This window comes from Spartinivicinus poritis, from assembly GCF_028858535.1.
Lineage (GTDB): Bacteria > Pseudomonadota > Gammaproteobacteria > Pseudomonadales > Zooshikellaceae > Spartinivicinus > Spartinivicinus poritis.
In genome coordinates this window covers 1-12,287 of record NZ_JAPMOU010000083.1, presented here as the reverse complement: position 1 = coordinate 12,287, position 12,287 = coordinate 1, and the positions used below count along the sequence as shown (strand labels likewise).

General features: G+C 40.5%; 11 protein-coding genes. 10 read left to right on the top strand and 1 reads right to left on the bottom strand.

Annotation, left to right across the window (positions count from 1 at the left end; all coding sequences use genetic code 11):
- The first annotated feature begins 191 nt into the window (after positions 1-191).
- From ORQ98_RS27670 to ORQ98_RS27640, 7 genes are all read left to right on the top strand, one after another.
- On the top strand, positions 192-419 hold the full coding sequence (locus tag ORQ98_RS27670) for a hypothetical protein (protein WP_274692068.1): 228 nt from the start codon (positions 192-194) through the stop codon (positions 417-419).
- A gap of 80 nt (positions 420-499) precedes the next feature.
- On the top strand, positions 500-727 hold the full coding sequence (locus tag ORQ98_RS27665) for a hypothetical protein (protein ID WP_274692067.1): 228 nt from the start codon (positions 500-502) through the stop codon (positions 725-727).
- Between the two features lie 673 nt (positions 728-1,400).
- Complete coding sequence (gene mep72 / locus ORQ98_RS27660) at positions 1,401-3,299, top strand: biofilm-associated metzincin protease Mep72 (protein ID WP_274692066.1); 1,899 nt, start codon at positions 1,401-1,403, stop codon at positions 3,297-3,299.
- A gap of 117 nt (positions 3,300-3,416) precedes the next feature.
- Complete coding sequence (locus ORQ98_RS27655) at positions 3,417-4,133, top strand: hypothetical protein (RefSeq protein WP_274692065.1); 717 nt, start codon at positions 3,417-3,419, stop codon at positions 4,131-4,133.
- Positions 4,134-4,236: 103 nt separating this feature from the next.
- Positions 4,237-5,148 carry a type 2 periplasmic-binding domain-containing protein gene (locus ORQ98_RS27650; protein ID WP_274692064.1) on the top strand — a complete coding sequence of 304 codons (912 nt, stop codon included), beginning with the start codon at positions 4,237-4,239 and terminating at the stop codon, positions 5,146-5,148.
- A 249-nt stretch (positions 5,149-5,397) separates the two neighbouring features.
- Positions 5,398-7,260, top strand: coding sequence for a diguanylate cyclase (locus ORQ98_RS27645; RefSeq protein ID WP_274692063.1), 1,863 nt, complete (start codon positions 5,398-5,400; stop codon positions 7,258-7,260).
- Between the two features lie 76 nt (positions 7,261-7,336).
- Positions 7,337-7,705, top strand: a complete 369-nt coding sequence (locus tag ORQ98_RS27640; RefSeq protein WP_274692062.1) for a PilZ domain-containing protein — start codon at positions 7,337-7,339, stop codon at positions 7,703-7,705.
- A 112-nt stretch (positions 7,706-7,817) separates the two neighbouring features.
- On the opposite strand, the gene ORQ98_RS27635 is transcribed toward ORQ98_RS27640, so the two are convergent.
- Positions 7,818-8,039 carry a hypothetical protein gene (locus ORQ98_RS27635; protein ID WP_274692061.1) on the bottom strand — a complete coding sequence of 74 codons (222 nt, stop codon included), beginning with the start codon at positions 8,037-8,039 and terminating at the stop codon, positions 7,818-7,820.
- Positions 8,040-8,354: 315 nt separating this feature from the next.
- On the opposite strand from ORQ98_RS27635, the gene prpB reads away from it, so the two are divergent.
- From prpB to ORQ98_RS27620, 3 genes are all read left to right on the top strand, one after another.
- Complete coding sequence (gene prpB / locus ORQ98_RS27630; RefSeq protein WP_274692060.1) at positions 8,355-9,251, top strand: methylisocitrate lyase; 897 nt, start codon at positions 8,355-8,357, stop codon at positions 9,249-9,251.
- Positions 9,252-9,394: 143 nt separating this feature from the next.
- A complete protein-coding gene (gene prpC, locus ORQ98_RS27625) occupies positions 9,395-10,519 on the top strand; it encodes a bifunctional 2-methylcitrate synthase/citrate synthase (RefSeq protein WP_274692059.1) in 1,125 nt (374 codons plus the stop codon).
- A 55-nt stretch (positions 10,520-10,574) separates the two neighbouring features.
- Positions 10,575-12,023, top strand: a complete 1,449-nt coding sequence (locus ORQ98_RS27620; RefSeq protein ID WP_274692069.1) for a bifunctional 2-methylcitrate dehydratase/aconitate hydratase — start codon at positions 10,575-10,577, stop codon at positions 12,021-12,023.
- The last annotated feature ends 264 nt before the right edge of the window (positions 12,024-12,287 follow it).

Below are 12,287 nucleotides of genomic sequence, written 5' to 3'. Positions count from 1 at the left end.
AAATCCTCTCATAACAGTGGATTATACACATGATGCTGTATTATTGAACCTAGAAATGATTCGCGACTGGTATATATCTGTATATTTTTATAGGAATATTGGTATAGAGTGCTGGCTTTTACAAAAATGTTAAATCTGGCATAAATTATGCTGTCTGCTGAATAAGGTTTCGTTGCGCGAGGAATATCAATATGCAGCAGGCAATTTTCCAGTGCTGGTCTGTAATTGTGCGTTGGATGGAAGTTTACTATCCCTCTGGTTTAAAAACATTAAGGCCAGCAGCTGAAGATAAAGCATTGACAAAATTGACCAGTCATTTTCCTTTATTGCCTACGGTTTTAGTTGATAGTTTTGCTCTGCCAATGATTGTTTATTTCAGTCCAACGATAGGCAGTTATGTAGTGGGCGGTTTGGCATAGGAAGAGTTCCTTTTGCCGTCAATCGAAATACTCAAAGCCAATATTTGTGTATTGATTTAAATCCAGGTATTGAAGGAATAATGGCTCAGGTCATTGAGGTGGACTTTGATCATTTAACGCTATTTCATCTGGAGAAGAACTATACCGATTTTTTAGCAACATATGCTAATGGTCTTCATACTGGACGTTATGAACTATCTAAGCAGGGCAATCAACTGGTGTTAAATAAGCACTTTGTTAGTTTTTTTTATCGACATCTTTCATCTACTCAATTAACTACTGACTCTCTGAAGGCTTGTTTTTATTAAGGACAAGCCTCTCACCTGCATATACTTATTTACGAATAACGATTAGAAGCTGGCTGTCATCCCTCTACCATCTGTTATTTATTAGCTCACGGAAGTTTGTCACTCAACGACCGCCAGCGCTAATATTGTTAAGCCAATAGATGTTACCACTAGTCTTACAGGAAAAGACTCGTTCTAGCTAACTCAATAATATATCCCACTTATTTTTTTGCCTAAAAATAAACTATGATGGGTTCTTTTCAGTTGGTCGTGCCAAGGAAATTATCTGAAATTATTACACCCACTTTATCCTATCAGGCAGCGTCAAATTAGTTTGTTTTTGTATGGATTAAATAAGGAATAAATAGCCAGTTAACGGGAAAATGACACTATTTAAGTGATGTATTAATAATTATAAATTTAGCTGATATAACACGACTTTTTTATGGTTACGTGTTTAAAATTATATGTAGTGTGAGAACCAGTTCAAAGTAAACATGTGTTTGTTTAATGTAAAGTTCACCTCGAAATTCATAAGTAAAGCCACCGAGATACAACCTGACGGTTATTACTGTTTCAGTAAACACAACCTACCAAATCAGATAAATATTAATTTTGGCTGTTTAAGGACAACCGATTAACAGCTGAACCAAACACATCAATCCAGTTTCTTGATGTAATTAGAGAGGATAAAATGCGCTTGCTGAATAAAGCTTTTATTAGCCCACTGGTTCTGGCAATTTCATCTATGAGTAGCCACACAGTTACAGCCACTGAGGCTGTTGATGGACCAATTATTTTAGATGTAATGGCTGTGTATACAAACAATACAGCAAAAGATAATGATATGGCTGCTAAATTGAGCCAGTTTATTACCTATGCGAATAAAAGCTATGAAAATAGTAACATTAATATTAAGTTACGTTTAGTTCATCATAGTGCTTTACCTCAGTCAGAAGGCTTTGCAGATAATTTGACTGGTCCTTTATTGAAAAAATTAAAAAATAATGAGTATGTTGCAGGGTTAAGGGCAAAGCATGGCGCTGACTTTGTTACTTTAGTCGGGCCTTCTAATCAATATTGTGGGCTAGGCTATTTACCTTGGGGTAATGGCAAGACTGGTAAAATAGATGTGGACTCAAAGGGAGTTGCTTATAACTGGGTTTCTCTTGATTGTACAAGCTCCTATGCCCATGAGTTAGGTCATAATATGGGACTAAGCCATTCTCGGGCACAAGGTAGCCGTGGCTCAATTTTCGATTGGGGCGTCGGGCATGGAGTTAATGGTTTATTTGTTACGACCATGGCTTATCAAAGCGCCTATGGTAATGGCAAATGGATTCCCAGACTACAATATTTCTCTAACCCGAATGTTTATGCTTGTAAAGGGCTAGCTTGTGGGGTGAAGAGCAGCGAAGCGAACAGTGCTGATGCCGCACAAGCATTAAATCGTGTCGCAACACAATTAGCTGAGTTCATGCCCGCAACTTACGCGACTAGCCGGGTCAACAACAAAAAGACCGAGACAACGTCAAATAAAACCCAAACAACTAATAGAAAAAACACAACAACGAATAAAACGAAAACAACGACTACAAACACGACTGAAACGAAGGTAACAACCAGAACGATTGTTAATAATAAAGTCTGTAAAAAGCCTGAGGTTGAAGGAAACTTAATTAAAAACCCTGAGTTTTCAAATAATCAGAGTCAATATTGGGGGGCAAGTTATGCAAGTCAGCTCAATATTGAGACTATCACCAAGTCCTGTGGTAAGGATCAGGTGTTAAAAGTGACTAATCACCAGTATGGTGCTGGCGCTTATACAAAAGTAACTGGTTTAGAAGTCGATAAACGCTATGATTTTTCTGTCAAGGTTAAGTTGGCATCAAGCGACAATACCCGTTCTGATATCAAAGTATTACTTTATATTCCAGGTCAAAAATATGTAGAACTAGACTCTCAGTCTGTTACTGATCGTGAATTTAGTCAAATAAAGGCTCAATTTACGATTAAGTCAGGTCAGGCTCAGCAGAGTAATGAAGCTTATTTGTTTGTTTATATTCCACGTAGTGGCATTCCATTTATATTAGATGAGGCGGTTGTAAAACAAACAACACATCAACCAACCGTTGTAAAAAGAAAAACGCCTCAAGTTTTATTGAGTAACTTCGAAAGTGGTTTGCAAAGCTGGCATGAAGGCTTCAGAAGTAAAGTGTCTTTATCGAATTCAGCTAGTGAAGGTCGTTATGGCTTAGCTATAACCCAACGTCCATACTGGTATTCAGGTGCTGCGTATGATGTGCGAGGGCTTTTAAGTCATGGTCAAACCTATAAGGTTTCGGCTAATTTTAAAGTGACAGATGCCACTGTTGGTCATCAATACGCGGACATGCGATTGTACTATATTGATGATAGTGGTCATCACTGGGTCGTAATTAAGCGCCAACCAGTGCCTGCGGGTCAATGGAACACAATTAATGGCACAATAAAAGTCACACCAAAAGGAAAAGTGCGCTATCAAAAGCTCTTTGTTTTTGGACCTAAGGCGGGTGTCAATTTCGCTATCGATAATGTTCAGATTGAGCAATAAATAAATGGTTAACCCGATTTTTCACCAGACCACAGCAAATTTTCAGGTAGTTTGGTGATATTCGGGCAAGGGCTGCCCTGCAGCCCTGTCAATTTCGCTCAGTAAGAGGTTTAAAACATGCTAAAGCCAATGGTGTTAGGAATAGGTGCACTATCTATAGGCATTAGTTCCGTTTTTATGATGAAACAGGATATTGACGTTTCGCCTAAGACAAATCCGGTGATACAGGAAGCTTCGCAAGCAGTCCCTTCTTTACAACAGATAATGACTCATGATGTAGACATTGCTAAAGCGGTTGAAAAAAATGCCTTAGCTGAATTCAAAGCCGTAGATCCAAGTGAGTTAAAGTTGCCTGTAGACGAATGGGTAAATGACTTTTCTGGCCAAGCTGAGCCTCAAGTAGCTTGGGTAGTTGACGCTAAGAATCCAATTATTGAGGAAGGGGGCATCCATGTTGCCCATGTACAGATGAACCCTGGTGTTCTAGAGCAATTAAGCCTTGGTCAGAAGCTAGTATTAAATTTACCTCATCTTAATGAATCCGTTCAGGCGGAAATTACTTCAACCCATAATACGCAAGATGGTGTTGAAGTATGGCAAGGTCAAATTGAAAATGGCCAAGTTTATGAGAATGTATCAATCAGTCGTGGTAATCGACAAACCTATATTACAGTAGCAACTGGCAGTGGAGTGTATTCGGTAAAAGTGGATAACCAAACAGGGCTGGCTACTATTATTGATGATGGTGAAATCACTAGTCGAAAGTCTCAAGGTAATACTGATACGATAAAGCCTAAGCCGCTTCAAATAGTCCCCCCTCAGTTAACGATTTAAGCCAAATGCTGAGCCCTCTTGGTTGAGGGCCTTTCCTTTTTATATCTACACTTATCTAATAATCTCTTGATAGCAAATACCCATGCCACTTAGGTAAAGACAGGTGTTGTGCTGTAAATCGATATTGTCTATTTGGTTGTTATTACTTGTTTTGTATGTGATCGCGAGTAGTAGTGTCTCAGCAAAAGCGGTATTTCTTATCCGGCCTCATAGTGCTGAGCAGCCTTTGGAGGATAGTTTCCGATATCAGCTACTTGACTTGGTGTTGTCTGTGACTAGAAAAGAGTTTGGTGATTATTCTATTAAAGGATACCAGGGAAAAATATCCCAAGACCGTGTTATGGATTTAATCAGCCGCGGGATAAAGTTTAGAATTATTGCGACAATGACGTCAGAAAAGCGAGAGAATATCTTACAGCCTATTCGAATTCCCTTGTTAAAAGGTTTGATCGGCCATCGTATCTTTATTATTAAAGCGGGAGAGCAGGCTGTCTACTCCGGCATTCAATCGTTAGCTGAATTAAAAAAACTAAGAGCGATTCAAGGGCACGATTGGCCAGACACTGAAATTTTAATTGCTAATGGTTTTACGGTAGTGACTAGCCCTAACTATTTAGGCATATTTGATATGCTTCAGTTAAATCGTGCTGACTATTTCCCAAGAGGCGTAGGGGAACCTTGGGCAGAGATAGTTCAGCATGCAGATAAACATTTGCAGGTTGAAGAAAAAATTATGCTGCAATATGATGCGCCTTATTACTTCTTTGTAAGAAAAAGCGATACGTCATTATATAATAGAATTAAAATAGGGTTGCAGATCATTATGGCTTCTGGCCAGTTTGACCAGTTATTTTATAACTACCCTGATCATCAGTCGATGATACATAAGGCTAATATGGCTCAGCGGCGTTTATTTAGAATCGAAAATCCGTTTCTTAAAATTAATCCTTTTAAAGAAGGCAAGTATCGTTATCAACCAGGCGAGGAAAAACGCTTTATGCATTCTACTAATTAATAATGTATTCAATATGATCTAAGAGTATTAAATTTAGGGTGTTTTCACTTTAAAGCCAGATTGGTTTGGTAATTAAAATAATAATAAAAGAAAGTAGAGTAATGATAAGCTAAAATTGAAGTTAACTAGCTTTATAGTAATAAGGTAGAGCGAATAAAGTAAGCAGGTTTAGCTATATCAGTTATGATTAACGTGTACTAGTATAACGGCAGTCTGATTAAGACTGAGGGAAATGTGTAGTATCCCAAGATGAAAAACCCTCTGGCGCCTATCTTAACTCACCGTAAAGACCATCCCTTAACTTATCGTTTGTTGGGCTATATTATCCTCTGTAGCTCAGTTTTTGCCTTGATATCAACTGCATTGCAACTGTATTTTGACTATACCAAAGATATCAGCGTTATTGATGAGCAGTTTTCACAAATTCAACATAGCCATTTACCCAGCTTGTCGGTCGGCCTATGGCATGTAAATATGCCTCAGGTGCATAGCCAGCTTGATGGTATTTTACAATTTGCCGATATTGTTCATGTTGAGTTGGATAATGAGTTAGGCACGGTAATTAAGCTGGGTGAGCCGACGGATCCAGTGTATCAAATCGAACGAAGCTTTAAAGTCGTTTATGATGATGTCCATTTAGGAAAGGTAGAAGTAGGTAAGCTGGTCGTACAAGGCACGTTGGAAAATGTTTATAACCGATTATTTGATAAAGCGTTGGTGATTTTATTTACCCAACTCGGTAAGACCTTTATCGTTTCTATTTTTATTGTTCTCATTATTTTGTCAATGGTTGCGATTCCCCTCAGTCAAATGGCTCGGTATGCAAGAAAATTAGGTCTGACCAATTTAGCAAAAGAACTGAAGTTAGTTGGCAAGCAGCCCTCAAATCCCCCCGATGAAATAGATGAAGTGGTAAATGCTATTAATGATATGCGCATGTCATTACAAAGTGACATGATCAAGCGGGAACGAGCAGAGCAAGAGCTAAACCATTACCGAGAGCACTTGGAAGATTTGATTGAGAGTCGTACCGCCTTACTTCAACGGCGGGAGCAAGCTGAAAAGCTGGTTGCTCGACTATCAACTAAGTTTATCAGTTTACAAATAGATGCGATTGAGCAAACTGTTGATCATGCCCTTAGTATCATTGGTCAGTTTTTTGAGTCTGACTATAGCTATATTTATTTGATTAGCGATGATGGCCAATATCTTTATAAAGCATTCGAATGGCGCAATAGTGAAGTTCAACATACAAAGTCACTACCCAAGGTGATATTTATTGATGATTATCCATGGCTTCAAACCAGACTAGGCCATAATACTCAGATCCCCGATGTGAGTTTACTAACAGGCGAAGCAAATTTAGAGAAAGATTTATTTGAAAGTGCGGATGTAGGTTCCTTTGCGATGGTGCCGTTGCGTATTCAAGAGCATTTACGTGGCATATTCGGTCAGGCAGTAGCAAATACAGCAAAAACCTGGACCATTGATGATTTTGTCTTAATGCGCCTGTTTGGTGATATGGTCGTGAGTGCATTAATCAGAAAAGATATGGAAATCAAACTGCGAGATGCAAATGAAAAGTTAACCCGACTGGCTATTCAGGATGGTTTAACTGGGTTGAGTAATCGTCGTCACTTCGATCAGACCTTAAAGATGGAATATATCCGTTTTTCTCGTACACGAAGCCCCTTATCACTGATTATTTGTGATGTAGATTATTTTAAAAAATACAATGATTTTTATGGACATGATGCTGGTGACCGCTGTTTAAAACAAGTTGCCCATATTTTAGAGGATATTTTTAAGCGAGAAACCGATTTAGCGGCACGTTATGGTGGAGAAGAGTTTGCCGTGATTTTACCCTCAACAGGACCAGAAAATGCGTTGGAGCTAGCTAACCAATTAAGGGAAAGGGTATGTGACTTACAAATACCCCACGCAGCCTCACCCATTAGTTCTTGGGTGACCGTCAGTGTGGGTGTATTGACCGTTGATGAATCCATTATTACGGATTTAGACCAATTAATACCAACCGTTGATAAAGCACTCTATCGTGCTAAAGATAATGGTCGTAATCGTGTCGAAGTAGCAGTTGCAACCGCTGCTTAAACTCACGCTAACATGGACAACTATAGCACTTTTTCTCTTTAATCAACCTTAAAATGAGCATGATCTTCTATCAACAATGACTGAGAATATTGATGAACTTTTAGAGGATACGGAAGCACATGAACAGCGAGTGTTTCCTCGTCGAGAAGTGAAATGGAAAGCGGCTATTAAAGATAAACAGACTGGACAGATAGTGCCTGCAATAACCGTTAATGTTTCAGAGCAGGGTGCACTCTTGGAAACGGATATCTGTTTTAAAAAGATGCAGCTATTGCCAGTGATGATTCAAGTGATTTACGGCAATAGTAAGTTAGTGATTTATACAACGGCTGAAGTTCGCCATGTAGTAATAAGAAAAACAGATTTTCATTTGGGGATTGAGTTTAAAGAAATAGATTCAAAATCTCAAAAATTCTTAGCAAAGTTTGCTGAGCGTGCTATATAGCGATGCATAGATAACATGATCTACTGTGGGTGATCATTAAATGGGCTATGCCGCCGAGAGTTTGACTGACAATATAAGGCAGTAGCTGTAGGGTAGGAATATGCTTGGCCAGTCAACAGGTCAATATGACAGCGGGGTTAAAAGGGGGCCCCATAATCATCACCATCAGTATAAATGACTGCACACACATCAGACCAAAGGTGGCGGTAATGCCTGCATGGGTAAATGGCGCCTTGGCTGACATCATTGATGATTCCCTATACCAGCAAAAACTAGCATAAAGCTGCTTAATAATTCGGCTAGCCAAAGCTGCCAAGATGCATATATCATCCATTTCACCCAGCTGAGTCAGCGTTTTAGTAGGGTGTTATAAAATTAAGGGTGATAAATTGGCATGGGTGGCGAGTATAGCCTCCCTAAAAGCCCTAGGTTTTGGGTATATTATATATAAGGCGAAAGTAGCAAATTATAAAGCGAATTGAGCATATCATGGTCATTCGTTACTATATGGGCATCGTTAACTAATTGTAGTATATGGTCTCTGCGCAACCTGATGGGGGCTAGAATAAGACGACTTGAGTAACTGTTATGTTGCTCATTTTATAAAAAAATCAAAAAATTAAACTGATATAGGAAGGAATCAATTTTCATGACAACCTCTCAATCACCAGGGGCTCGCTTTAGACAGCTGGTTAAAGATCAGTTGCCTGTACAGGTGGTCGGTACGATAAACGCATACTGTGCTATGTTAGCGGAACAAGCGGGTCATCAAGCTATTTATTTATCTGGCGCTGGGGTTGCTAATGCCTCTTTTGGATTGCCTGATCTAGGAATGACCAGCTTGAATGATGTGCTGGAAGATGTTCGTCGGATAACCGCCGCTAGCTCATTACCCTTATTAGTTGACTGTGATACTGGATTTGGTGGTGCATTTAATATTGCTCGTACCATAAAAGAAATGGAGCGGGCTGGCGCAGCGGCCATTCATATTGAGGATCAGGTGGCACAAAAGCGTTGTGGCCACCGGCCAGGAAAAGCAATTGTTAGCGCTGATGAAATGGTAGATAGAGTGAAAGCGGCTGTTGATGCACGTCAGGATGCAAATTTTGTTATTATGGCGCGTACTGACGCCCATGCGGTTGAGGGAATGGAAGCAGCTATTGAGCGCTCGTTACTGTGTATAGAAGCAGGCGCAGATATGATATTCCCAGAGGCTATGCACTCGTTAGACGAGTACCAGAAATTTGTAGCTGCTGTCAAAGTACCTGTGTTGGCAAATATCACTGAGTTTGGTAAAACCCCTTTATTTACTACCAAAGCGTTGGCTGCGGTTGGTGTACAACTGGTGTTGTATCCACTAAGTGCGTTTCGTGCAATGAGTAAAGCAGCTCTTGATGTGTACCAAACGTTGCTGAGTGAAGGAAGTCAGAAAACGCGCTTAGAAGATATGCAAACCAGAGAACAGCTCTATCGAACCTTAGACTACCATGCTTATGAAGATAAGCTGGACCAGTTGTTTGCAAAACGGCAGACAGATAACTCCTAATTAAATAAATACCCCGGCAAGGACATCATTCGCGATAGGTATAGCGAATTTGTTAATAAATACTAACAAGACAGTGCCTAACAAACATTTTATAAAACAATAATTAAACCAATAAAATAAGATACAAAGGAAATAATGTAATCATGACAGAAAAAAAACTATCAGGAGCAGGCTTAAGAGGCCAATCGGCAGGTGAAACAGCATTATGTACAGTAGGTAAAACGGGAACAGGGCTAACTTACTGTGGTTATGATATTGCTGATTTGGCGGAGCATGCGCAGTTTGAAGAGGTTGCTTATTTATTGTGTCATGGTGAATTACCCAATCAACACCAATTAACCCGCTATAAGCAGACAATTAAAAAGCAGCGTATCCTACCTGATAAGTTGCGTCAGGTGTTGGAGATCATACCGGCTTCTGCTCATCCGATGGATGTGATGCGAACAGGGTGTTCAGTATTAGGTAATTTGGAGCCAGAGATAGATTTTGCCCAACAGCAGGACTGCTTTGATCGGCTGTTGGCTTTATTACCTGCCATTATTTGTTATTGGTATCGGTTTAGTCATGACGGGGTGCGAATTGAAACGGAAACTGATAGTGATGCGTTAGGTGCCCATTTTCTACAGTTATTGCATGGGAAAAAGCCAAGTGCCTTACATGCTCAAGTCATGAATGTTTCTCTGATTTTATATGCAGAGCATGAGTTTAATGCATCCACGTTTACGGCGCGTGTCTGTGCCTCTACCTTATCGGATATGCACTCCTGTATTACCGCTGCTATTGGTTCGTTACGTGGCCCGCTTCATGGGGGGGCAAATGAAGCAGCCATGGCAATGATTTCACAATGGCAGTCTGCTGATGAAGCAGAGCGTGAGATGTTAGCCATGTTGGCGCGTAAAGAGAAAATCATGGGATTTGGTCATGCAATTTACCGGGAGTCTGATCCACGTAATGGAATTATAAAACGCTGGTCACAGCAACTGGCTCAGGAAGTAGGTGATAAGGTGTTGTATTCAGTTTCTGAGCGCTGCGAACAAGTGATGTGGCGTGAGAAAAAACTATTCCCCAATGCGGACTTCTTCCATGCCTCTGCCTATCATTTTATGGGTATTCCTACCAAATTATTTACCCCTATATTTGTTTGCTCTCGGGTGAGTGGTTGGGCTGCACATGTGATGGAGCAACGGAGTAATAACCGGATTATCCGTCCCAGTGCTGACTATGTAGGGCCTGAGCATCGTGAGTTGGTGCCCATAGAACAACGCTAAAGATAGCAGCTAAAAATCTTTGTTTTTATCGTGTAATACAACTAACGAGTAAATGATGACAAAAAATGTTGATGTAAATGTACGACCTGAGCCGGATGATGTGTTGGTGGCCATTGCTGACTATGTGGATCAATACAAAGTCAGTAGTGAAGAAGCCATGCAAACGGCCCGTTATTGCTTAATGGACACCTTGGGTTGTGGGTTATTAGCGTTGCGTTACCCTGAATGTACTAAGCATTTAGGGCCCTTTGTAGAGGGTACAACTGTACCGAATGGGGCTCGTGTACCGGGAACTCAGTTACGCTTGGATCCCATTAAAGCGGCTTGGGATATAGGCTGTATTATTCGCTGGTTAGACTATAACGATACCTGGTTGGCGGCGGAGTGGGGTCATCCTTCCGATAATTTAGGTGCTATTTTAGCGGTTACTGACTATTTATCCCAGGTGAAACAAGCCCGAGGGCAAGTGCCCTTTACCATAAAAGATGTATTAGAGGCGATGATTAAAGCTCATGAAATCCAGGGCGTGTTGGCTTTAGAAAATAGCTTTAATCGAGTTGGATTAGATCATGTAGTGCTAGTAAAAGTTGCTTCTACGGCAGTTGCAACCAAGCTGAAAGGGGCCAGTAAAGATCAGATTATTGATGCGTTATCTCATGCTTGGGTGGATGGCCAGTCATTACGGACTTATCGCCATGCCCCAAATGCGGGGTCTCGGAAATCTTGGGCTGCGGGTGATGCGACTTCTCGGGGGGTGCGGTTGGCGGATATTGTGATGCGAGGAGAAATGGGCTATCCAGGGGTGTTGTCTGCACCAAAATGGGGTTTTTATGATGTGTTGTTTAAAGGCAATACGTTTAAGCTAGCGCAACCATTTAAAAGCTATGTGATGGAAAATGTTTTATTTAAAATTTCTTATCCTGCAGAATTTCATGCCCAAACTGCAGTAGAAGCGGCCATGGCACTCCACCCTCAAGTAAAAGATCGCATTCATGATATTGAAAAGGTGGTGATTACTACCCATGAGTCGGCTATTCGCATTATCAGTAAATCAGGACCACTGAATAACCCGGCTGACCGTGACCATTGCTTGCAGTATATGGCTGCAGTGCCATTATTATACGGCAGTTTAACGGCTGATCATTATGAAGACAGTTTTCATCAGGCCCATCCTGAAATTGATCAGTTACGGGAAAAAATGGAAATCGTTGAAGAACCACGATTCAGTCAGGAATATTTAGAAGCAGATAAGCGCTCAATTGCGAATGCCATGCAAGTGTTTTTCCGTGATGGCAGTAAAACTGAACAAGTGACGGTAGAATACCCGGTGGGCCACCGACGTCGCCGCGAAGAGGGCATTCCTTTATTATTGGAGAAATTTAAGCAAAATTTACAAACCCGTTACCCCGCACAGCGAGTTGAACAGATTTATCAGCTCTGCCAAAATCATCAGCAATTACTGGAAACTCCCGTTAATGAGTTTATGGATTTATTGGTGATTTAATAAGTTTTTAATTGCTTGCATTTTAAAGTAAATACACCCTCATCCCAGCCCTCTCCCAAAAGAGGGCGTCGCAAAAGGGTGTTGAAAATAAATCTAGTGTCCGATATGGAGTCACGCCCTGTCACCCCATATCCGCTAGCTTTTGCAACAGTCTCAAGAAGAGATTAGAAAATAACTATTAAATTAAGGCTCAATATAGATTCCTGGGGGCTATATTAATAGCCCTACTAAATCACTTAATAACCCTTTACCACGACGTTTTAA

Coding starts and splice junctions, on each gene's coding strand:
- ORQ98_RS27670 (WP_274692068.1), top strand. CDS start 192: ATGCAGCAGGCAATTTTCCAGTGCTGGTCTGTAATTGTGCGTTGGATG.
- ORQ98_RS27665 (WP_274692067.1), top strand. CDS start 500: ATGGCTCAGGTCATTGAGGTGGACTTTGATCATTTAACGCTATTTCAT.
- mep72 (WP_274692066.1), top strand. CDS start 1,401: ATGCGCTTGCTGAATAAAGCTTTTATTAGCCCACTGGTTCTGGCAATT.
- ORQ98_RS27655 (WP_274692065.1), top strand. CDS start 3,417: ATGCTAAAGCCAATGGTGTTAGGAATAGGTGCACTATCTATAGGCATT.
- ORQ98_RS27645 (WP_274692063.1), top strand. CDS start 5,398: ATGAAAAACCCTCTGGCGCCTATCTTAACTCACCGTAAAGACCATCCC.
- ORQ98_RS27640 (WP_274692062.1), top strand. CDS start 7,337: ATGACTGAGAATATTGATGAACTTTTAGAGGATACGGAAGCACATGAA.
- ORQ98_RS27635 (WP_274692061.1), bottom strand. CDS start 8,039: ATGGATGATATATGCATCTTGGCAGCTTTGGCTAGCCGAATTATTAAG.
- prpB (WP_274692060.1), top strand. CDS start 8,355: ATGACAACCTCTCAATCACCAGGGGCTCGCTTTAGACAGCTGGTTAAA.
- prpC (WP_274692059.1), top strand. CDS start 9,395: ATGACAGAAAAAAAACTATCAGGAGCAGGCTTAAGAGGCCAATCGGCA.
- ORQ98_RS27620 (WP_274692069.1), top strand. CDS start 10,575: ATGACAAAAAATGTTGATGTAAATGTACGACCTGAGCCGGATGATGTG.